Source organism: Gemmata sp., from assembly GCF_051859125.1.
In the GTDB taxonomy this organism is placed as follows: Bacteria; Planctomycetota; Planctomycetia; order Gemmatales; family Gemmataceae; genus Gemmata.
In genome coordinates, this window is the sequence record NZ_JBHYGG010000046.1 from 1 (window position 1) to 21,545 (window position 21,545).

Sequence of the window (21,545 nt, forward strand, 5' to 3'; positions counted from 1 at the left end):
CCGTGGTGGCCGGGTCCGAGCCCGAGCGCCGTGCGCGGGACAACCTGGACCCTCGCTCGGCGCTCGGGCTCGGACCACTACGAACCCAACAGACCCGGTATGAGACGGTACGAACCGAGGGGCGAGGTCGGCCCCCGAGGTCCAACGTCGGGGCACCCTGGAAGTCCCCCTGACTCCCGCGACACCCGGGGACATCCGCCAGAACGGCGACCTCGGCCGGCCCCTGCAAATCGCTGCGGCTCGGGTGGACATCCTTTTCGTACCGCACGGGCCGCGCGCCCCGAGGCGGGTCACGGGAGCTCCTTGATCGCGATGTTCCGGAACCACAGTTGGCCCGCGCCGACCTCGAGTTCGATCGGCCCGCGCCGGGGGAACGGCTTCGTCCTGTCGAGGGAGTTCAGGTACCGCCCGCGGTCCACCACCACCGCGCCGTTGAGCCGCACCGTGATCTCGTTGCCGACCACGGTGATCTGGAACGTGTTCCACTCGCCAACGGGCTTGTCGGCCTTCTTCAGTGGCGCCTTCCACTTGTCGCCCGGCCCGTTGCTCCACAGGCCGCCGGAGCCCGAGCCCTTGTCCGGCCCGAGGGCCGCCGGGTGCTCGTCCGAGTCCCAGATCTGGACCTGCGGGACCCCGCGGACGTGGACCCCGCTGTCGCCGAGCCGCTCGATCTTCCAGTCGAGCGTCAGCTCGAAGTTGCCGTAGTCCTTCGTCGTCTGGAGGTGGGTGCCGCCGTCCTTGCCGTCGTAATTGAGCACCCCGTCCGACGCGCTCCAGTGCTCGAAGGCGTCCTTCGTCCGGGCCCGCAGGAGGTCGTCGTAGGCCTTCTTCGAGAGCGTTGCGCGCTCCCTCAGGTCCACGTACCCCTGCCACCCGTCGAGGGTCTTCCCGCTGAAGAGCGGGGTGAACCCCTTGAACGCCGTCGCGACCCCGAGCTTGTCGAGCTCCAGGACCCGCTTCTCGACCCGCGTCTTCGCCAGACCGGACAACTCGGCGACGGCCTCGCGGTACCAGTGGCCGGCGCGCCGCTGGAGCTGCGCCCGCGGTCGGCCGCCGGGCGCCTTGGCCGCCAGGTCCCACCAGCCGTCGCCGAGCGCCACGCGGTCGGCCGCGGCGGCGGGCCGGGCCACCTCCTGCTCGGCGAGCCGCTTGAACTCCGCGTCGGAGCCGGCCGCGAGCAGCGGCGCGCCCCGGTCCCAGTCGCCCTTCATGAGGCACAGGAACTTACCGACGGCGGCGCTCGCGTCGGGGTCGTCGGGCCGCGCCTTGAGTGCGGCCCGCGCCCCCTCGGTCGCGTCGTAGGCCGCCTTCACCTCGGCGACCTCCTTGGACCGCATGCCCGCCTGCTGGACGAGTGTGCCGAGGTTGTTCGCCCGGCCGGTCGCCCCGGCGAGCGCCGCGAGCCGGTTCGCGACCTCGTAGTTGTCGGCGGCGACCGCGTCGTCGGACAGCGACAGGGCGGTCTCCGCGGCGGTCTTGCGGGCCGGGATGGGTGCGGTCCGCGCGGCCAGGGCCAGGGCGTCCGCCTTCATCGCCAGGGGGTTGATGTCGAAGAACTTGGCCGCGGCGTCGATCGCGTCCAGGGCCGCGGGCACCGCCCCGCCCTCGGCGGCGAGGTCCCGCGCCTCGCGGAACAGGACGAACCGGGCCGCCGGGTCGTCCCTGGTCTCGAGCGCCAGGGCCAGGAGCTTCTCGGCGAGGGCCGCCCGGTCCGCCGGCAGCCGCGCCTTCGCGTAGTCGGCCTTGTACACGTCCTTGACGACCTTCTCGGCGCGGGCCTGGGCCTCGGCGTCGGGCGGGGCCGGGGACTTCTCGTCCGGCACGGGCGGCGGGTCCTTCGCCCTCGGGGCGCCCGAGCCGACCCCGCGGGTCGCGAAGGCCCAGGTGTCCTTGTTCCCGAGCCGGTCGGCGTGCGGGTTGCCGGCGGCGATGCGGTCGGCGACGTCGGCGCCGAGGTCCCAGACCTGGCCCGGCTTGTCCGCGTCGGCGACGGACAGGGCGACCCCCGTCGTGTCGTTGTTGTGGTTGCCGTCCCTCGCGTCCACGCCGAGGACGACCGTGTCGCCCTTCTCGACCTGGAGCACCCTCGCCGCGGGCTGCGCGTCGCCCCCGACGTCGAGCACGCCGTCCGCGAACGTCACCGCGCGGTCGGCCGCCCGGTGCTCGAGCCACCACGCGACGCCGTTGCCGCCGCCGCGGTCCAGGTGGGTGACCCGGGCCGCGACGCGGACCTTCCCGGCGATCGGACTCTTCCACACGACCGCGACGGACTCCTTCGGGCCCGGGTGGACCGCGACCCCGCGGGCCGCCAGTTGAACGCCCTTGGTGTCGGGGATCGCAACCGGCCGGTCCGACGCGTTCGAGATCACCATCAGGTAGTCCGCCCCCTTCCGCCGCCAGCCGCCGACCGCCGGGGACCCCTCGGCCCTCGGGTACGGCTCCTCCAACAGTTCGAACGAGCCCGGCAGCGGGGCGACCGGAACGGGGTCCTTCGGCTGCACCGGCTCGACCGGGTCTTTGGGCTTCGCGGGCTCCCCGGGGTCCTTGGGCTTCGCGGGCTCGACGGGAGCCTTCGGCGGCTGCTTCTTCCCCGGTTCCTTTTCTTTGACGGCCGCGGGCGCGGGTTCGTCCGGCTTGTTCTGTGCGACCTCCGTCTTCGGCTTCCCGCGGGACATCACGACCGCCGCCGCGCCCCCCGCGAGCAGGAGCACGACGCCGCCCGCCAGGAGCACCGTCTTGGACGACTTGTTGTTCCTCCGGGCCGGCTTCGACTTCCCGGGCCACGGGGCGTCCTCGACCAGTTCCACGTCGACTTCGATGACGGGCGCGGAGGGGCGCTTCGAACGGGCGACCGGCACGGGTTCCGATGCGGCGTCGAACACCTCGAACAGCGGCGCGGCGACATGTGGTGGGGCGATCGGCGGCGCCGCAACCGGTGCGGGTAGGGGGATGCCGAGTGCCGCGGCGGCGGCCCTCCGCGTCCCGTCGTCGAGCGGGGCGGGGTCGGCGTCGGGGAGGATCTGGTCCAGCCACGGCGTCTGCGGGATCGGCCGGGTGCAGGCGATCGCGAGCCGCCCGACGAGCGCCTGCACGGCGGGGTCGCCCGTCTCCCACAGCTCGCGCATGACCTTCGACCCGGCGGGCTTCTGGAAGTCCTCCTCGGTGAACAGCAGGTTGTCGCCGTTGTCGTACTTCTCCCACAGGGCCGGGCCGCACGCGGCGAGCCCGCGGAGGGCGGTCGCGACGACGAGGTGCGGGAACCGGTCGACGTCCCGCGAGTACGCGCCGGTTTTGGCGCGGGCCGGGTGCTGGTACGACGGGTGCCCGGACTCGCCCGACGGGGTGTTCGCCAGCGCCGGGACGTACATGCCGTCGTAGTCGATGAGCTTCAGCCCGTAGGCCCCGGGCCGCGAGCCGGCCACGAGCAGCACGTTGCCGTGCTGGAGGTCGGCGTGCGCGACGCCCGCCTCGCGGAGCCGCTTGCACAGCTTGGCCCACATCTGCCCGAGCGCCACCAGGACGTTCGGCCTGCCCGCGTTCTCGCGGACCACCTGGTTGAAGAGGAGCCCCTCGACCCACTCCATCTTCACGACCGGCCGGCCGACGCCGCCGACGCGGACCCCCTCCGCGAGGAACTCGAACCCGACAGTGAACGGGAAGTCGGCCTCGGCCAGCGCCTCGGTGATCGCCGCGTACCGGTCGCCGAGCCCGGTGACGGGGCGGGTGAAGCACTTGACGGCCCACTCGCGGCCGTCGGCGGCGCGGACCTGGTACACGTCGGCGAAGTTGCCGGACCGCGGGAGCGGCAGGCCGTGCGCGCCCACGACCGTCTCGCCGTCCTTCAGGTCGGGGTCGGTGAACGCCAGCCGCGGGTTCTGCAGGGCCTCGTTGAAGTCCTGCGACATCGGCCAACTCATGGGACCTCCTCGTGGGCGGGCAAGCGGATCCCGATCAGGGACGCGTCGTCGTTGGTCGCGGTCTGGACGGCGGCGAGCCACGCCAGCACCGGGGCCGGGTCGCGGGTGCGGAGCCCGGCGCGAACGGCGGCGAGGGCCGGCCCGAGCGCCGCCGGGTCGAGCAGCCGGGCCGCGGCCGCGTCGGTGGCGAGCAGGAGCAGGTCGCCCGGGGCCGCGCGGCCGGCGAGCCACTCGGGCTCGGGGCACGGCACCTCGGCGGAACTGGGCACGAGCCGCGGCCGGTTCCCGAACGCGGCCGGGCTGGTCAGCGGGAACGCCGCCAGCAGCGCGTCGCCCCGGGCGTGCAGCAGGCAACTGTCGCCGACGGCGGCCGCCCGCCAGCCCCACCCGGGCGCCGCCGCGGAGCGGCGGACCTCCAGCCCGGCGACGGTGGCGAACGAACCCTCCTGCTGCTTGGCGACCGCGTACCAGGGCAGGGGGCCGGCGGCCGCGGCCCGCGACCCCCAGTCGCGGCGGGCCCCGTTGAGCCAACCCGGAAAGGTCGCCGGCGTTGGCGGCAGGTCGACGAAGGCGGCGGCGAGGCGGGCGGCCCACGGGCCGGACTCCCAGCCCTCCGTCGCGCCGTCGGCGACCGCGAAGCGCAGGCCGTCGGCCGAGGCCGCGGTCGCGTCCTCGTTCTCCTCCGGGCGGTTCCCGACCTTCGGGAGCGTGCCGGTGATCCACTCGGTGACGGGCCGTGCCGCGGTCATGCCGGTCACCGCCCGGTCGGGGTGATGCGCGTGCCGATGTCCAGGAACCGCACGATCGCGGTCGGGTCGGCGTTGAGGACCACGCCGCGCGCGCCGGGCCTCACCGGGTGGCCCTCGGCCCTGGCCGCGTCCCACAACTTGGGCGGCAGTTCGCTCGACATGCGGAACAAGAGCTTGGAGAAGTTGTCGGTGAACGTCTCCTCGCCGGCGGGGAAGTAGTCCGCGGGCACCGGCTTGCTGGAGATGAGCAGGTTGAACAGCAGCGTGGCCCCGTCGCTGGTCGCGAGGGCCTGGAGCTTGCGGGCGTTCTCGAGCGGGTTCCCGTCGCTGGGGACGCCGTCGGTCAGGTTCAGCACCATGGGCGGGTACGCGTCCGGGAACGCATCGACGAACCCCTGCACGGCGAGGCCGGCCGCGGCCATCACGGCGCACATCGGCGTCTTGCCGTCGGCCTCGGCGTCGAACCAGACCGGGAACTTGATCGGTTGCTCGATCACGCCGCCGGCGCCGTCCGGGACGAGCTTGGTGCGGTTCTCGACGCGGAGCGGGAGGTTGCCGACGCGGCTGACCGGGACGAGGACGTCGAACGGGGCGGTGCCGCCGAGCCCGGCCCGGATGTCCCTGCCGTACCCGAGGACGCCGACGCGGAAGTAGTCGCGGACCCCGTCGGCCTTGGCCGACCGCAGGACCACGTTCTGGATCAGGCGGTTGACGGCGTCGGCGACGACCTCGGCCTTCGACTGGCCGGCCCCGCCGACGAACGGCTCGCTCATCGAGCCGGACTGGTCGATGAGGAAGAGGAGGCACGCCGGGTTGGTTCGGGTGATCTGGGCACCGTAGGGCATCGGGCGCCTCTCAGTTGATTGCACAGGCGGAGGTCATTTTATAAAGCTCGGTCGAAATATTGTAAACCCTCTCCCTCTAGTAATTTTGCTCCGCGACGCGGGGTGCGACCGCGCCTTTCCCGATCACAATAGGTTTCACACGGACCCACAACGACCTTCGCACCGCGGGCTGCCCTTGGGCGGGACGGGAACGCGCTCGGTCCGTGAACTTCACCACCGGCGCGAGGTGTCGAATCACGGCGCACCGCGGCCGAGCGAAGTCCGGTCCAATCTGATTGCGTTCCGATCGTCGGGAACATAAATTGGGTTCCGACACGCACGCGTTCCGCAGCGGGTTCCCGTTGAACTGTCGGTCGCCGCCCGCGTCGGCCCCGGCGCAGTGCGAACCGGCCCGCGGTCCGTTCCCGGTGCCGGCCAGTTCCGGCCCCGCCACTGCCCCCGTACTCAAGGAGCCCGGATGCCACTCTCTCGCCCCGCGGTGCCGAGGCCGGTCCGCCTCGTTCGCCTCCTGATCGGCGTGTGGGCGGTGGCGACGGCCGCCGGCACCGCCGCCGCCGAGCCCCCCAAGTTCAACATCGGCGAGAGCCGGAAGAGCGTGGTCCTCGTGAAGCGGATCACCCCCGGGGTCGGGCCTTCGGTCGGCTCGGGGTTCCTCGCGTCCGCCGACGGCCTCGTCTACACGAACCGCCACGTCGCGGTGCCGCCCGATGACACCATCAAGGGCTCCATCGTCCTCGTCGGGGTGCCGTCCGCGAAGGACCCGGAGGTGCTCGAGTACTTCCGCGCCGAGGTCGTGCACGCCCCACCAAAGAAGGACGACCTCGACTTCGCCGTGCTCAAGATCGCCCGGAAGGGCGGGCCGGCGTTCCAGCCGCTGCCCCTCGCGGCCGAGCGGCTCGACCTCGGGAGTGAGGTCGCGGCCCTGGGGTTCCCGCGGGTGCTGGACAGTCAGCCGAACCTGTCGTTCACCAAGGGGAGCGTGTCCGTCGGGCGCGTGCGGCTCGGGGAGCGGTCGTACTACCAGACGGACGCCGCCGTCAACCCGGGGAACTCCGGCGGGCCGCTCCTGAACGCCAAGGGCGAGGCGGTCGGCATCGTCACCCTCAAGAAGCGGGACGCCAACAACATCGGGTTCGCGCTGCACTTGGGCGAGGTCAAGGACGCCGCCGAGCAGGCCGGGCGGCTGGCCGCGAAGGTCGCGCCGGAGCCGGGGCCGCTCGACCCCAAGAGCATGCCCGTGGTCGCCAGCATCGCCCCCAAGAAGGACAACTGGGACGTGGTGGGCGGCGAGCTGCGCGAGCAGAAGGGGGCGCTGGTCATTGACAGCAACGGGGGGCCGTACTGGGTGGCGAGCAAGGAGCCGCTGCCCCAGGACTTCCAGCTCGTGATCCAGTGCCACGTCGACCTGCTGGTCGGCAGCCAGCGGCTCCAGCCGTCGCAGCGGTCGATCCTCCGGACCCTGTGCGTCCGGTTCGACACCGCCGACACCAAGACGATGGTCCTCGAGCGGAAGGGGACCCTGCTCCAGTTCACGCACGACCGAATGCTCCTGTTCAAGGAGGGCGGGGCCGACGCGGAGAAGGTCGTTCCGAGGGGCAACCCGGACGACCCGTTCGTGCTCGTGATCACCCGGCAGGGGGGCGACTACACGGTCGCCGTCGACGGCGAGATCGTGCTGAGGCACCGCGACGACAAGCCGCTCACGGGCGGGCACAAGTTCTGCCTCGGCGGATACCTCTCGCGCATGTACATCGGCGAGGTGTCGGTTACCAAACTGGAGCCCGTGAAGGGCGTCACGCCGGTGCCGGTGCCGGTGCCGCCCAAGGTGCCGGTGCCGCCCAAGGTGTCGGTCAAGGGGCCGGTTCCGCTCCCCGCCATCGCCCCGGGCGCGGTGGTCGCGGCGGGGAAGCCGGTGGACCTCCCCGGCACGGTCGGCGCGGTCGCGGTCGGCGGGGGCGGCCGGTTCATCTGCCTGTACATCCCGTCCGAGCGCAAGGTCGCGGTGTTCGATGCCACGCAGCAGAAGGTGGTCAAACTCCTCCCGGTTGCCGGGGAAGGGGCGCTGGTCGCCGCGGGGGCGGAGAAGCTGTTCATCGTCAGTCCCGGCGAGCGGGCCGTTCAGCGGTGGGACTTGACCACGTTCGAGAAGGAGAAGACGGCCCTGATCGAGGGCAAGGGGGCGATCAAGGTCGCGCTGATGGGGTCGGCCTCGGCCGGCCCACTGTGGCTGGTCGGCGGTGAGCAGGTGAGTGTGCTGGACGCCCAGACGCTGCTCCCGCTCGTACTTAAGGCGGAACCGAAGGCCCGGGTTCAGGGCGTCGGCGAGGGGGTCCGGGTGTCCGCCGACGGCGGGACGATCGGAACGTGGCGGTTCGGCACGTCGCCGTCCGGGTTCACGGTCATTACCCTGGCGGACCAGGCCCTCAAGTACCACTACGGCCACCAGTCGGTCGGCCACCTCACCCCCGGGCCGGACGGGCAGGTCATTTACACCGCCCAGGGGCGGTTCACCCCGGAGGGTAAGTCGGCCGGGGAAGCGGACAGCGGGGACGCACAGAAGGGGCGGGGTATCCCGTACTGCTTCCCGGCCGCCGAGGGAAGCAGCCTGTACCTGACCGTCACCCTGCCGTACTCCCACGGCAACAAATTCGGGGACCCCAGGAACCCGATCCACTTGGGCGTCCGCTGGGCGACGGACGGCCAGAAGCTGACCGAGTTACCGGAGGTCCCCCTCGCGGACATCACGGCCTTTGACCGCGAACCGATCGGAAACGATCAGCGGTTCATGCTCCTTCCCTCGGCGAAGCTGCTGGTGGTGCTCTCGCCGAAGAACGACAAACTGCTGCTCTACCCGTTCGACCTCGATGCCGCGTTGGAGAAGTCGGGGAAGGACTACCTCTTGGTGGAGTCGCCGCGGTTGGTCCGGGTGATCCGCGGCGCGGCGTTCGCCTACGCCCTGACGGTCCGGTCGAAAAAGGGCGGGGTGAAGGTGAAGCTCGAGAGCCGCCCCGAGGGGATGAGTGTCTCCCCCGACGGCAAGATCGCGTGGGCGGTGCCGAAGGGGTTCGCCGAGTCGGAGGTGAGCGTGCTTCTCACCGTGGCCGACGCGGCGGGCCAGGAAGTGCTGCACTCGTTCAAACTCGCCGTCCGCGACCCGTAGCCGACGAGGTGGACCCCCACGCCCGGGCGTGACCGGCCGGGCGTGTTCCGTGCCATCAATTTCCGTAAGCATCCGCTCGGTGTTGAACCCGGCACCACCTCGGGACTCGACCAACTGCTCCGGGTCAGTCCCGTCCGACTCGGCCCGATCTACAAGAGAAGTTCCGGTCAGTCGAGCCGCCCGGCGTCGCCGCCCGGTTGGTGCGCCTGGACCCAGGGGAGCGGGTCGCTCCCCTGCCGCACCCCGCGGACGCTGCCGTCCCCGAGCCCGACCTGGATCACCCCGGAAGACAGACCCTGCGCCGCGTACGGGTGGCACTCCGCGACCGGCGGCCGCGACTGGAACCACGCCCCGCCCAGAGCGTTGACGCCGTCCGAGGCCGTGTACTGCGGCGCGCTCACAATAAACGTGTCACCCGTCACGTCGGGGTACTGTGCCCGCAGGCTGGTGGAATCGGTCCGGTAGTTCCAGGCCCCCCGCCGGGACGTGACGTAGTCGTCCGGGGACGCCGGGTTGGGCGGAGATTCCCCGCCCACGGACTCGCGCCGGCGGCAGTTGGCGTACCCTTCGTCCACGAACACCGTCTGACTCAGCCCCCGGTTGAACGACTCGAACCGACCCCCGAACGCTTGGGTGTTGAACAGGTAGCTCACCGGGCCGGTGTTGTCGGCGTCCAGGTCCAACGTCGGGTCGAGGCGGCTGACCAGCGATGGCTTCCGGCCGCCGGGCGCCAGGGCCGGGGCCGACGACTGGTGCACGGTCGCCGCGACCATCTCCCACGTGTTCAGGTTGACCACGTTCACCGTCATGCGGCCGGCGGTGTACTCGTTCTGGCCGTCCAGGTACGGGAGCAGCCCGAACACCACCGGGCCGGTCCACGGGATGTTGGGGTTGTAGTTGTAGCCGCCCTCGACGACCGGCTCGATGTACGCCGGCGGGGTTCGCCGGTGCGTGTCGTGGTAGTTGTGGGTGGCCAGCATGATTTGCTTGATGTTGTTCTGACTCTCGGCGCGGCCGGCCGCCTCCCGGACCCTCTGCACGGCGGGGAGCAACAGGCCGATGAGGACGGCGATGATCGCGATCACGACCAGCAGTTCGATGAGGGTAAACGCGCGGCGCATGGCGGCCTCGTGTGTTTTGGGTGGGGGGCGGGTGCTCAGCGGAGGACGATGTCGAACTCGGTCACCCCGGGCTTGACTTCGACCTGGGGCGTGTCGGGGCCGAACGGGGCCGCGTACTTCCGGTGCAGTTGCTTGTGGAGCCCGGTGGCCTGTACCGGGACGACGAAATCCGTGAGCTGCCGAATGAACGACGACGGGATCTGCGGCCGCGCGCGCCGGTTCCCCTGCGGGGGCGGCGGCCCCTTGGGGGTCGCCGCGGGGCCGTCCCCACTGAGGGCGGCTCGGACGGACGGGCCGACGGACCCCCGTGGAAGTGGCAGGTCGCCCTTGGGGTCCAGGAGGACGGCGACGCGGGCCTTCCCAGGTGCCAACTGCCGGGCCAGGTACGTCCCGTCCGACTTGATCTCGGCCGGGACCGGAACCGGGCCGGTGTCGTACCAGAACAGGAGCCGCCCGGCCGTCACCGGCGCGGTCCCGTATCGGACCTTACCACGGACGGCACACACGCCGGGCGGGGTGACGTCCATCCCGAACGCCTGGCTGGCCGTCGCGGGGGTGAGCCGCTGGGGTCTGGGGGCGCGGCCGACGCTCGCGACGAGCCCCGCAGTGATCACAGCGCCGAGGCCCAGGAGGAGCCAGACCCGCGGGCGGTGAACGCTCGCCCACCGCACAGAGTCGGGTGCCGAGATTGCGGCCGCGTCAGGTGCCGTTCTCACCAGTCACCCCCGGGCAGATCCTGCCGACTCGGGGTACACACCGCCTGCCAAGTTCCCACCGAGACACCCTCAGGAACCGCCCGGGCGCTACCGTCGGCCATCGCCACCATGAGCACCCCGGGAGTCATCGCGGTCGGGAGACCGTAGTCGTAATCGATGTCCCCGTACTCGGTCATCGTCCCGCCGTACGGGTTGAACGTCTTGGTCGTTGAGGCCGGGTACACCCCGGGGAGGACCAGGAAAGACGGCCCCGACACGTTGAGGTAGCCCGGCGACCGCGGCTGGGTGCCGGACGCGGACGCCGACCACGATGCGTTAGGAGAAAACTCGAGCGTCGTGCCGCCAGGCGGGCTGTCCGCAAAAGGAGCTTGGCCCGACAGAGTGTAGAGTCCGTTCGCCCCTCCCCCGTACCCGCCGAATCCCTCGGCCAGGAGCACCGTGTTGCTGGTCCCGTCGCCGATGTTCACGAACTTGCGGGTGCCGTCCATGACCGCGGCGTTGCCCAGGTAGTTACACACAGTCGGGTCGCTGCCCTCGTCGGAGCTCGGGCAGACCAGTGTAGGGATCAGGGTTTGCGGGGCGCTGTATGCGCGGTGGGCGGCGTACCCGCTGCCGTCGTCCGCGTTCGCCTGTTGAAAGGCGGCGGCCTGCTCGATGTAGGGGAACACGAAGAACGCCCAGGACCCGTCGATCCCGCCCGGCCCGACCCGCTGATAGGTGACCGGCGTGCCGGTCCAGTTATCCTCGTAGGTGACCGCCGGCTTGACCCCGCACGTCGGCGGGATGTACCCCTGCGCGTCGTGGAACGCATGGACCGCGAGCGCGCACTGCTTCAAGTTGTTCGTGCACTTGGCCCGAGCGGCCGCCATCCGGACCTTCTGGACGGCCGGCAGGAGGAGGCCGATGAGCACCGCGATGATGGCGATCACCACCAGCAGTTCGATCAGGGTGAACGCCGACCGGGACGGGGGGCTGCGCATGACACCTCTCCGGATGAAGGGAACCGACGACCGCGGAACCCGCGGACGGCTGCAGAGCGACGGGAGAGGGGGCGTCGACTCGGCGGGACTCTGAACCGCACGCAAACCTACGGGCGGACCACCACGTCCGGGCCGCGGCGGGACTCGCCCGACCGGACCCGGAACCCCTCGGACCGCCGCCACCCGTCCTGGGCCTGGAGGGCGACCCGGTACGTCGCCCCCGGGACGAGGCCGTTGAGCCCGACCTCGCCCGGCCGGTCGCCCGGCCCGCGGGGGGCGATCGGCCGCAGGTCGAACGACCGGGCGTCGAACTCGTTGTCGGGGTCCGGCTCACCGGCGAACGGGTCGCCCTTGCTCCCCCGCGGCACGTCCGGCGGGAGCGTGAACGCCAACCGGGTGGGCGCGAACCCGGCCGGCTGGCCGGCGGCATCGACCCCCCGCACGCCGGCCGCTCCGAGCGGGGCCAACCGGATCGTCACCGGCGCGTCGGTCCGCCGCCCGGGGACAACCGCCGCGGCGCCCTGTCGCTTCTGGAGGTCCCAGACCAGGACCGGGTAATCACGGTCCGGGTCGCAGCCGGGCAACTCGACCCGCCCGTCGGCCACCACGTACCGCTTGAGCACCTCGGGCGTGGCCGCGAGCGCCCTCGACCGGCACACCAGGACCGCCTGCGCCGCCGGCGACCCGTCGGCCAGTTCGACCTTCACCGGGACTCGTTCGCCGGCCGCCAGCCGGAAGTCCTGCGCCGCCGGCTCCTCCCCGACGGTGAGCCGCACCCTGGCCGCCGCGTGCGCGTACCGCCGCACCCCGGAGCCGGCTGCGCCCGCGACGGGGCGGGAGACGTAGTCCTCCCCCGGCCCGTGGACCAGGACCGCCGCGTCGCCGGGCGGGACCGCGAGGGCGAACGCCCCGTCGGCCCCGGTCCGGACCGCCCCGTCGGCCCCGGTCATCATCCCCGGGCTCGCCGGGTCGCGTTCCCCGGCGGGGATCGCGTGGACGATGGCCCCGGGCACCGGCCCGCCGTCCGGCCCGGTCACCCGACCGCGGACCACGACCGCCGGCGGGATGGCGAGGCGCTCGACGTGTTTGGCGGGGTCGTCGGCCGGCCAGTCGCGTGCCACCCGGGTCGCCAGGTAGGGCGATCCCGGCGGCGGGAGTGCGGTCAGTCGGTACCTGCCCGCGCCCACCGGGGCCAATCGACACACCCCGTCCGCACCCGACTCTCCGATCGCGGCCAGTCCGGCGATCGGATCGTCGGTCCCGGCCGCGAGGGGCACCAGCACCAGCCGCACCCCGGCGACCGGCCGCCCGCTCCCGGCCGACGCCACCGTCACCTCGCAGGTCCGGGCCGGCTTGAGGCGGACCTCCTGTTCGCCGTCAGCGCCGCCCAACAGGGCGACGACCGCGGGTTCGTACCGGTCGTCCCGAACCGTGACCGTCAGCCCGTCCAGCGGACGGACCCCAGCCAGTTCCGCCCTCCCGTCCGGCCCCGAGACCGCCGCCGCCGGCCAGAAGGGCGGCGGCTCCCGGCCCGCGACCTCGGCCCGGACCGCACCGATCTGCGTTGCGGCGACCCGGACGCCGGCCGCCGGCCGGCCGTCGGGACCGATCACCCGCACCCGGACCGGTGCCCCGACCGGGGGCAGCGTCACGGCGGTGTCGGCCGGCGGCCGGGCCGGGACGCTCGCGGTCCCGAGTGCGTGGTTGTCGGCGCGGGCGACCAGGCTGAGGGAACCGCCGGGCACGGCCCGCGGGAGTTCGATCCGGAACCGGCCGTCGCCCCCGGCCCGGCCGCGTGCCAGTTCCCGGGCGTGGGCGAGTGGCTGCCGGGCCGACACGGGGTCCGCCGCCAGCACGGCGACTTCGGCGTGCGGGACGGCCGCCCCACTCGGGTCGCTCACCCGGCCCGTCACCACGACCGGTTCGCGGTTCTGTTCGACCGCCCGCGGGGCCGGTGCGATTGGGAGCGGCACCGCGGCCGCAACGGCCGCCTCCGGGGGAAGCTGTGGGGCCGGGAACAGCCACCCCATTCCGCCAACCGCCGCCAGCACGAGCCCGCCGAGCATGACGGCCCACGCGCGGGTCGCGAGGCCGGCCGCCCCGTCGCGGGCCAGCGCCTGTGCCGCGGCCGTCACCCCGATCGTGGCGTCACCCTTGACCCACGCCACGGCCGCGCGGGCCAGCGGGACCGCGGCAGGCGCGTCGCCCGGAGCCGCGAGGACCGTGGTCACCGCAGCCGACAGCGCGAGCCCCCGCCGCACGAGCCGCTGCTCGAGCAGGCTTCGGCCCTTTTCCAGCCGGAACTGCGCGGTCGTTCGCGGGACCCGAAGCTGGGCGGCAATTTGATCCTGCGTGAGCCCGGCGAAGTAGCACAGGACCACCGCCTCGCGGTACTTGGCCGGCAGGCCGGCGACCTCGTCGTCGACCGCCCGCTTGACCTCTTCCCAGATCAAAACGTCGTCCGGCTCGGAGTCGGGCCGGGGCGGCGCGGCCGCCTTCTCCCGGACCCGCCGGCGGTCGTCCCCCCGCCGCGCCCGCGTCGCGATCCGCCGGGCCGCAAGGTAAAGCCACCCGGGGACGACGACGCCCCTCCGCACGAGGACCCCCGCCTTCTGGGCGAGCAGCAGGAACGTCGCCTGCACGACGTCCTCGGCGTGGTGGGAGTCGTGCAGGACCCGCCGGCAGACGCCAGCCACCAGTCGCCCGTGCCGGCGGACCAGCACGGTGAACGCCGCCTCGTCCCGGTCGGACGCGAACCGGCCGAGCAGCTCCAGGTCCGACAACTCGGACCGGGCGCTGACCCGCAGTACGGTCGCGGCGAGCCGGTCCAGGTTACCGGAAGACGTATGGGACGACATCGGCCAGGACCCTCTCTGCGGGAACAACTGATACTGTAATCCCCGCCCGCCCGCCCGCCCCTTGACGGTGAATTTTCGCCGGCCCGACCCGCGAACCGTGATTCGGCTCGCGTGCCGGGCCGTGCTTCGGTCGATAACCCATTATTTGCGAGAGATTTAAGTCGGCCTGTCGCGCCGGGCAAACCGCCCGGCCGTCCGGTGCAGGAGCCGCACAACCGTGCGGAGCGTCCGCATGGACACGGGCCGAGACAGGAGGTCGGAGGGGCGCTGGGACAGGAGGCACCCTGGTCCGGTGGCCCTGAAAATCCCTGCGTTCAACCCGGACATCACCTTCGTACAAGACGGGCGGACCCGCATGGGGCGAGAACACCGCGGCCCGTGAAAAGCCGTCGGAGCAGGAGCCCCGTGGGCGATCTGACATGAGTGTACGTTCTTGGTGTAGCACCGCGCTAATGATTGCGGCGGTACTGATCAGACAATTCGCCCTTGTGTTGGATTGTTCTGGGCGTAAAATTGGAACTCGAGGAGCGAACAGGTAAGAGTTCGAGGCCAACATTGGGTAATTCAGGTCAGTTCGGTGTCTGACACTACGTCCTCCGGGGTTCAGTCTACAGCTCCCTCGACGTTAAAGGATCTCGCGATGAGGGGCCGCCGTGTCGCTACGCACGGGACTTTCCACGCACCGCGGGCGAAGGTAAGTTAAGCTGTTACTGGGCCACCGGCCCCGGGCACACGGGCCGTGGTCTCGCTCTCCGTCCCACGGCCCAACCCGCCCGCGGTACGACGCGAACCTGGCACCCTTCTGGTCGCACCGCTCGCTCACCCGCCCTGGTGCGAGCGCCGCGCGACGGGCGGAGCCGCGACCATGCAGGAACACTCGGGTCCGAAAGTGTTGGCGATCGACGACGACGCGAGCGTCCTGCGGGCGCTGCGCGTCGTCGTCGAGCGGTCCGGCCAGGTGTTCTCCGGCGCCACCACCGGGGCCGAGGGGGTGGCCCGGTTCCGCGAGGTCCGGCCCGACGTCGTCCTGTGCGACATCCTGCTGCCGGACGGCAGCGGCCTCGACGTCCTCCGCCACATCCGCGACGCCAGCCCGGCCACCCCGATCATCGTGATGACCGGTCAGGACTCGAGCGACGCGGCCATCCGGTCGAACGCCTCGGGCGCGTTCGCGTACGTCCCGAAGCCGTTCTCCGCCGCCGGCATCGTGGACGCCGTGGCCCGGGCGCTGCGAGCCGCGGCCGCCGCCCGCGACCCCCGGCCGCCGGCAGTCACCCCGCCGCCCCAGCACCTCGACTCGGTCCTGATCGGCCGGTGCCCCGCGATGCAGGACGTGTACCGGGCCATCGGCCGGGTCGCCCGCCAGCGGGTCACCGTGCTTGTCCTCGGCGAGAGCGGGACCGGCAAGGAGCTGATCGCCCGGTCCATCCACCAGCACTCGGGGCGGCCGCCGGGCACGTTCGTCGCGGTGAACTGCGCCGCGGTCCCCGAGGCGCTGCTGGAGAGCGAACTGTTCGGGCACGAGAAGGGCGCGTTCACCGGGGCCGACCGCAAGCGGATCGGCAAGTTCGAGCAGGCCACCGGCGGCACCATCTTCCTCGACGAGGTCGGGGACATGTCCCCGGTCACCCAGGCGAAGGTGCTCCGGGTGCTCCAGGACCAGGCGTTCGAGCGGGTCGGCGGGAGCGAGGTGGTGCGGACCGACGCCCGGGTCGTGGCCGCGACCAACCGCGACCTCGTCGCCATGTGCGCCGCCGGCCGGTTCCGCAGCGACCTGTACTACCGCCTCGCCGGGTACACGATCCACCTGCCGCCGCTCCGCGACCGCGGCGACGACCTCGACCTGCTGGTGCCGCACTTCCTCGAACAGTTCCGGACCGAACTCGGGATCGAGGTCGAGGGGCTGGCCCCGGACGCGGCCGAGCGGCTCCGGGCGCACCACTGGCCCGGGAACCTCCGCGAGCTCCAGGGGGTGCTCCGGCAGGCGGCCCTCGAGGCGCCGGGTGCGGTCGTGCCGGCCGACGCGCTCCGGCTCCCGCGGCCCGCGGCCTCGCGACCATCCGGGGGCACCGGGGACGACGCCGGGCTCGCCGCGTTCGTCCGGGACCGGCTCGCGGCCGGCACCCGCGACCTCTACAACGAGTGGCTCGCCCGGTCCGAGCCGGAGTTGATCCGCCTCGCCCTAACCCAGTTCGACGGGAACCTGACCCGCGCCGCCGAGGCACTCGGCCTCAACCGCATGACCCTCCGCAAGCGGGTCGAGCAGTACCACCTCCGGACCGCCCCACCGGTGACCCCGCCGCCGGCTAATTCTTCGCCACCGGCTACTGCGTGACCGGCCCCGGCGCGGCGAATCGTCCGCCGTCGCCGCCGGCACGAATCTTCCGCCCGCCCCTCACGCCCCCCCTCGGACCGCCAACATTTTCGAGCTTTCCCGACGCACAAGTGGTTTTCGCCGGTTCGTTGCGCCTATGCACCCGTTCGTAACCCGTCGCCATATCGGTCCGAGCGTGAAAGCTCAGCGTCCCAACGCAATCTCGCGTTCGCGGCGCGATCCGGCCGCCGGTGGCACGGCGTTTGAAATGTAGGTCGCCACACAACACGTTCCGATCGACAACCTCTGTAAGCCCGTTCGCTGCCCACGAACGGGACCGCAATGTCGCCCAGTTCTCCCTTTACTGCCGGCCCGACGCGCCCGGGGTTCGTCCTCGAGATCGTCGCCCGCGTCGCACGGGTCGAACCCGCGGCGCTGGCACGGGCCGTGGGGCCGACCGACGCGGCGACCGTCATCGACACGCTCGTGGCCCGCGGGATCATCGACCGAGTCGCGGCCCGGGCGCTGACGATGGTCGCGGCAGGCGAACTCGACGAGCGGGACCTGCGGCAACTCATCGACCCGGCCGCGGTCCGCGCCCGGCTCGCCCGCGGGGTGCCGGTTGCCGCCACGGTTCCTCTCCCGCTCCCGCTGAACGCGAAGCTCGGGCGGTACACGGTCCGCGGCGTGCTGGGCCACGGGCGCGGCGGGCCGGTGTACCGCAGCGTCCACCCGCTCCTCGGGGTGCCGGTCGCGATCAAGGTCGCTGCAACCGCCGGGCCGCTGCGGGCCGAGGCCGCGGCACTGGTCGCCGCCGCGCACCGCAACGTCGTGCGGCTGTGCGACCTCGACGAGGCCGGGGGGCAGGCGCTGCTCGTCACCGACCTCGGCGGCGAGAGCCTCGCGCGGACCCTCCGGCGGAAGCACGCGCTGGCCCCGCGGCGTGTGTTCCGGCTCGCCCGCGGCGTGCTCGCGGCCCTGTGCGCCACCCACCGGGCCGGGTTCGTTCACGGCGACGTGAAGCCCGGCAACGTCCTCGCGGCCCGCTCCGGCCCGATTCAACTGTGCGACTTCGGCTCGGCCCGCCGGACGGCCGGTCCCGCCCCAACGGTCGTGGAGGGGACGTGGCCGTACGCCGCCCCGGAGTGCTTCGACGCCCCCGGCTCCCCGAAGTCCGACATCTACTCGCTGGCCCACACGCTGTACCACGCGCTCACCGGCCGCCCGCTCGTGGCCGGCCGCGACGCCGCCGAGTGCCGGGCCGGGCACCTGGCCCTCGACCTTGATCCGCTCCACTGGACCGTGCCCGGCGTCGGGCGGGCGGCCTCGGACCTGATCCGCCGCATGGCGGCCCGCGACCCCGACGCCCGGCCCTCGGCCCGCGAGGCGCTGGCCGCCGCGCGGACCGCCTTCGGCCCCGACGACGCCACTGGCGACTGACGCTACCCGACCCGCACCAGGACCGCCCATGAAGAACGGACCACCCAACACGTTCCGCACCCGCCTGCTCGTGGCGGCCGCGTGCCCGCTCGGGACCGCGGGGGTCGTGGCCGCGGCCTGCCCCGAGGCGCTCGGGGCCGCCGCCGCCGCGGGGCTCGCGTTCGCCGCCGCCGCCGCCGGACTGCTGTGGCAGCTCACCCGGCCCCTCGCGGACCTCGGCCGCGCCGTCGAGGCGGCCGCGGACGAGGGGACCGCCGACGGGCTCCCGACCGGGCGCCGCGACGAACTCGGCCGGCTCGCCGCGGTCGTCGCCGCCCTTATTGACAAGGGGAACGAGACCTCGGGCCGGCTCGACGACGAGACCGCGCGCCGGGCCGCCGACGCCGCGAAGTTCACCGCCGCGCTCGGGGCCGTGGCCGCCGCAATGGGCCGCGTCGCCGCCGGCACGCCCGCCGAGCCGCTGGCGCTGGCGCTGCCCGCCGGGATCAGCGGCGAGCCGGTCGCGGCCGGGTGCGCCGACCTGAACGCGAAGGTGACCGCGGTGCGGCAGCGGCTCGCCGGGCTGTCCCGCATCCTCCAGTCGTGCCCGCTCCCGCTCGTGGCGACCGACGACCGCGGGGTGATCCGGTACGCGAACCCGGCCGCCGAGCAGGCGCTGGGCCGGCCGGTCGCCCAGCTCGTCCGCGCGCCGCTCGGGCACCTGCTCCGCGCCCCGGCCGAGCCGGACCCGACCGGCATCCCCTCGCTGGTGCTGACCGGGGTGCCCGACTGGTTCGCGCAGGGCGGCCGGCCGGTGGCGGCCGACGCGATCGCCCGGGGCACCCGGCTGTGCCTCGCGGCGGCCCGGTCCCACGTCCAGAACGACGGCATGTGGTGCGTCGTGGCCCGGGAACTGGCCGACGACCACCGGCGGCTCGGGCTCGACCGGGCCCGGACCCGCGAGGAGGTGCTGGTCGCCGCGCTGGGCCTCGTCGAGCAGCAGGCCGGCGCGGCCGGGGAGGGGATCGTCGCCCAGGCCCGGCAGCTCATCGGCGAGGTGAAGCAGACCCCGCAGCGGGACGCGCTGGTCCCGCGGCTCAGGGCGGTCCGCGACACCGCGGCCGACCTCGACGCACAGGTCCGCGTCGCCCGGTGGCTGTCGGTCACGCTGTGGGGCGAACTGCCGGCCCCGGCCCGGTCCGAGTTCCTCGCCGGCGAGTCGGTCCGCGGGGCGCTCGACCTGCTGGCCGCGCGGCTCAAGCGGGCCGACGTGACCGTGACCGTCGCGGACGCGGGCGGGTGGGTGTACTGCGACGAGGACTGGTTCGGCACCGCGGTGCTGGGCGTGCTCACCCACGCGGCCGCCGCGGTCCGGGGCGCGCCGGTCGGGGTGCGGCTCCGCCGGCTCCCGTGTCAGCCGGGCCAGACCGAGGGGAACCTGGAGGTCGAGGTGGTCGACGCCGGCCCGCCGCTGACCGCGGCCCAGGCCGCGGCCCTCGCGAACCCGCTCGGCGACCTCGACCCGAGCGCCCTGCTGCCGACCGGAGACGGGCAGGGGTTCGTCCCGGGGCTGCTGCTCGCGAAGCGGCTCGCGGCCGCCCTCGGGGGCGAGCTGGCGCTCGACGCCACTCCGTCGGGCCGGCTCGTGGTGCGGATGGTGGTCCCGACCCGGCTCCCGGACCGGAACGCCGCGCCGCTGGCCGGGCTCACCGACCCGCACGCCGAGGCGATCGCGGTCGAAGAACTGTGCGTCGGCTGGCGACTGGGCATGAGCAGCTAAGGACCAGAGGACGGAGCCTCAGAAGGACAGAGGACAGAAGAGCAAACCGGGACCACTTCGGTTCCTGACCTTCTGTCCTCTGGGGTTCTGTCCTCTGTCTCAACCGGGGGGCGCGATGAAGTCCGTGACGATGGTGCCGGTCGGCGGTCAGTTGGAGGTCGCGACCGGGAGCCGCCTGGTCGAGGGGCTGCTCTCGCAGGACCTCGAGATCGAGATGGCGTGCGGCGGCCGGGGCCTGTGCGCGACGTGCCACGTGTACCTGCGGGCCGGCAAGGACTGCGTGTCCCCGCCCTCGGCCCGCGAGCTGCGGACCCTGGGCCTGGTGGCCACGGCCGACCCGGACAGCCGGCTCGCGTGCCAGTGCCACATCGAGGGCAACGGGATCGTCGTCGAGGTCCCCGAGGGGATGTACGTGCAGTCGATCGAGCAGGTCGACGCCCTGGTCGGCACGGTCGCCGGGTACGACTACCTGCACCCGATCACCGGGCAGCGGCTGATCCCCAAGGGGAAGCTCATCACCCGGTCCATCTTCAACGAGTTCGTGTCGGCCGCGAAGGAGCTGAAACGGGTCCGCGAGACCCCCACCTGACCCCCGCACGCGAGGAGCCCCGCGATGAGCACCCGGACCGACGACTACACGGCCCCGATCGACCGCCCGTCGGAGCAGACGCTCCAGTTGCTGTGGAAGGAGAAGGCCGACCTGCGGTCCGTCTCGTTCCTCCGCCGCCCCGGGGTGACCGACGGGACCATCCACCGCGGCCCGATCTCCGTGGTCGAGGGGCCGCAGCCGTACAAGCACAACCACTACCACGACTCGGAGTTCTTCCGGGCCGACCCGGACCGGGGCACGGTCACCAACCCGTACGGCCAGCGGGTCATGCGGGTGTCCGAGGACTTCCTGGTCGCGGTCCTCGGGTCGCTCGAGGACGAGGTCGGGCAGAGCGGCGCGCGGGAGATCATGTACAAGTGCGGGTACCAGTGGGGCGTCCAGGACATGCGGCGGTTCCTGCCCCGGATGCAGGCCGAGTTCGAGGCCGAGCTGGACCGGATGCGGGTCGACTTCCTCATGGAGTGCTGGTGGTGGCCGCTCACCATCATGGGGTGGGGCACCTGGCGGTACGACTTCACCCAGCGGGACAAGGGCCTCCTGTACGTCGAGTTGTACGAGTCGGCGGTCGCCAAGTCGGTCGGCGACGTCGGGTCGGTGGTGTGCTACTTCTACGCGGGCCTGTTCGGGGCCGTGTTCAGCGCGCTGGCGAAGCGGCCCCTCGGGTGCGTCGAGATGCAGTGCTACGCGACCGGCGAGGACTTCTGCAAGTTCGTGGTCGCGGACTACGAGCGGGTGAACGCGGCCGCGTTCTGGCGGGGCGAGGGCGCCTCGGCCCGCGACATCACCAAGAAGCTGTCCGAGATGTGACCCCCGGAACCCGCACCCGAACCCGCACCGAGAGACCCGCACCAATGAACCCGCACCGCCTCCCCTGGTCCGCCCTGGCCGCCCGGTTCCGGGCCGCCCCGCCCCGGACGGCCGCCCCCCGGGTCGCCCGCGCGCCCCGCGCCGCCGGGGGCCACCCGGGCCGCCGGCCCCTGAGCCAACTGTTCGCGCCGGCTCCCGCCGAGACGCCGGCCCCCGCCCCCGGACCGACCGCCAGCGCCGTGGCGTGACCCCCAACCGAGGAGACCCCG

General features: G+C 73.0%; 14 protein-coding genes. 7 read left to right on the top strand and 7 right to left on the bottom strand.

The genetic code is table 11. The features are described from left to right. Positions 1-290: 290 nt before the first annotated feature. Genes ACTIGN_RS05955 through ACTIGN_RS05965 form a run of 3 tightly spaced genes read right to left on the bottom strand, consistent with a single transcriptional unit; the run spans position 291 to position 5,511 of the window. Entirely contained in the window at positions 291-3,917 is a 3,627-nt protein-coding gene (locus tag ACTIGN_RS05955; RefSeq protein WP_439621892.1) for a family 16 glycoside hydrolase, read from the bottom strand. Continuing rightward, on the bottom strand, positions 3,914-4,666 hold the full coding sequence (locus ACTIGN_RS05960) for a hypothetical protein (protein ID WP_439621893.1): 753 nt from the start codon (positions 4,664-4,666) through the stop codon (positions 3,914-3,916). Before ACTIGN_RS05960 ends, ACTIGN_RS05955 begins: the two co-directional genes overlap by 4 nt. A gap of 5 nt (positions 4,667-4,671) precedes the next feature. Then, entirely contained in the window at positions 4,672-5,511 is an 840-nt protein-coding gene (locus ACTIGN_RS05965; protein ID WP_439621894.1) for a VWA domain-containing protein, read from the bottom strand. A gap of 457 nt (positions 5,512-5,968) precedes the next feature. On the opposite strand from ACTIGN_RS05965, the gene ACTIGN_RS05970 reads away from it, so the two are divergent. Continuing rightward, on the top strand, positions 5,969-8,671 hold the full coding sequence (locus ACTIGN_RS05970) for a S1C family serine protease (RefSeq protein ID WP_439621895.1): 2,703 nt from the start codon (positions 5,969-5,971) through the stop codon (positions 8,669-8,671). Positions 8,672-8,838: 167 nt separating this feature from the next. Here the strand turns inward: ACTIGN_RS05970 and ACTIGN_RS05975 are convergent, their stop codons facing one another. The 4 genes from ACTIGN_RS05975 to ACTIGN_RS05990 form a co-directional block, all read right to left on the bottom strand. Beyond that, positions 8,839-9,792, bottom strand: a complete 954-nt coding sequence (locus ACTIGN_RS05975; RefSeq protein ID WP_439621896.1) for a DUF1559 family PulG-like putative transporter — start codon at positions 9,790-9,792, stop codon at positions 8,839-8,841. A gap of 35 nt (positions 9,793-9,827) precedes the next feature. Further along, the gene (locus tag ACTIGN_RS05980; protein WP_439621897.1) at positions 9,828-10,508 is read right to left on the bottom strand and encodes a hypothetical protein; all 681 of its coding nucleotides are present in this window, start codon (positions 10,506-10,508) and stop codon (positions 9,828-9,830) included. Continuing rightward, positions 10,505-11,488 (bottom strand): DUF1559 family PulG-like putative transporter, encoded by a 984-nt coding sequence (locus tag ACTIGN_RS05985; RefSeq protein ID WP_439621898.1) that lies wholly within the window; start codon positions 11,486-11,488, stop codon positions 10,505-10,507. The genes ACTIGN_RS05980 and ACTIGN_RS05985 overlap by 4 nt, the downstream gene beginning before the upstream one ends. Before the next feature lie 107 nt (positions 11,489-11,595). Then, positions 11,596-14,346 (bottom strand): sigma-70 family RNA polymerase sigma factor, encoded by a 2,751-nt coding sequence (locus ACTIGN_RS05990; protein WP_439621899.1) that lies wholly within the window; start codon positions 14,344-14,346, stop codon positions 11,596-11,598. An 865-nt stretch (positions 14,347-15,211) separates the two neighbouring features. On the opposite strand from ACTIGN_RS05990, the gene ACTIGN_RS05995 reads away from it, so the two are divergent. The 6 genes from ACTIGN_RS05995 to ACTIGN_RS06020 all read left to right on the top strand — a co-directional run bounded on the left by ACTIGN_RS05995 (position 15,212) and on the right by ACTIGN_RS06020 (position 21,524). Then, the gene (locus ACTIGN_RS05995; protein ID WP_439621900.1) at positions 15,212-16,681 is read left to right on the top strand and encodes a sigma-54-dependent transcriptional regulator; all 1,470 of its coding nucleotides are present in this window, start codon (positions 15,212-15,214) and stop codon (positions 16,679-16,681) included. Between the two features lie 321 nt (positions 16,682-17,002). After that, entirely contained in the window at positions 17,003-18,100 is a 1,098-nt protein-coding gene (locus ACTIGN_RS06000) for a serine/threonine-protein kinase (protein WP_439621901.1), read from the top strand. 28 nt (positions 18,101-18,128) lie between these two features. Beyond that, a complete protein-coding gene (locus tag ACTIGN_RS06005) occupies positions 18,129-19,859 on the top strand; it encodes a PAS domain-containing protein (RefSeq protein WP_439621902.1) in 1,731 nt (576 codons plus the stop codon). A 115-nt stretch (positions 19,860-19,974) separates the two neighbouring features. Further along, positions 19,975-20,448, top strand: coding sequence for a 2Fe-2S iron-sulfur cluster-binding protein (locus tag ACTIGN_RS06010; RefSeq protein WP_439621903.1), 474 nt, complete (start codon positions 19,975-19,977; stop codon positions 20,446-20,448). A 24-nt stretch (positions 20,449-20,472) separates the two neighbouring features. Then, the gene (locus tag ACTIGN_RS06015) at positions 20,473-21,276 is read left to right on the top strand and encodes a V4R domain-containing protein (RefSeq protein ID WP_439621904.1); all 804 of its coding nucleotides are present in this window, start codon (positions 20,473-20,475) and stop codon (positions 21,274-21,276) included. Positions 21,277-21,320: 44 nt separating this feature from the next. Beyond that, on the top strand, positions 21,321-21,524 hold the full coding sequence (locus ACTIGN_RS06020) for a hypothetical protein (protein WP_439621905.1): 204 nt from the start codon (positions 21,321-21,323) through the stop codon (positions 21,522-21,524). Positions 21,525-21,545 lie beyond the last annotated feature (21 nt).

Coding starts and splice junctions, on each gene's coding strand:
- ACTIGN_RS05955 (WP_439621892.1), bottom strand. CDS start 3,917: ATGAGTTGGCCGATGTCGCAGGACTTCAACGAGGCCCTGCAGAACCCG.
- ACTIGN_RS05960 (WP_439621893.1), bottom strand. CDS start 4,666: ATGACCGCGGCACGGCCCGTCACCGAGTGGATCACCGGCACGCTCCCG.
- ACTIGN_RS05965 (WP_439621894.1), bottom strand. CDS start 5,511: ATGCCCTACGGTGCCCAGATCACCCGAACCAACCCGGCGTGCCTCCTC.
- ACTIGN_RS05970 (WP_439621895.1), top strand. CDS start 5,969: ATGCCACTCTCTCGCCCCGCGGTGCCGAGGCCGGTCCGCCTCGTTCGC.
- ACTIGN_RS05975 (WP_439621896.1), bottom strand. CDS start 9,792: ATGCGCCGCGCGTTTACCCTCATCGAACTGCTGGTCGTGATCGCGATC.
- ACTIGN_RS05985 (WP_439621898.1), bottom strand. CDS start 11,488: ATGCGCAGCCCCCCGTCCCGGTCGGCGTTCACCCTGATCGAACTGCTG.
- ACTIGN_RS05990 (WP_439621899.1), bottom strand. CDS start 14,346: ATGTCGTCCCATACGTCTTCCGGTAACCTGGACCGGCTCGCCGCGACC.
- ACTIGN_RS05995 (WP_439621900.1), top strand. CDS start 15,212: ATGCAGGAACACTCGGGTCCGAAAGTGTTGGCGATCGACGACGACGCG.
- ACTIGN_RS06000 (WP_439621901.1), top strand. CDS start 17,003: ATGTCGCCCAGTTCTCCCTTTACTGCCGGCCCGACGCGCCCGGGGTTC.
- ACTIGN_RS06005 (WP_439621902.1), top strand. CDS start 18,129: ATGAAGAACGGACCACCCAACACGTTCCGCACCCGCCTGCTCGTGGCG.
- ACTIGN_RS06010 (WP_439621903.1), top strand. CDS start 19,975: ATGAAGTCCGTGACGATGGTGCCGGTCGGCGGTCAGTTGGAGGTCGCG.
- ACTIGN_RS06015 (WP_439621904.1), top strand. CDS start 20,473: ATGAGCACCCGGACCGACGACTACACGGCCCCGATCGACCGCCCGTCG.
- ACTIGN_RS06020 (WP_439621905.1), top strand. CDS start 21,321: ATGAACCCGCACCGCCTCCCCTGGTCCGCCCTGGCCGCCCGGTTCCGG.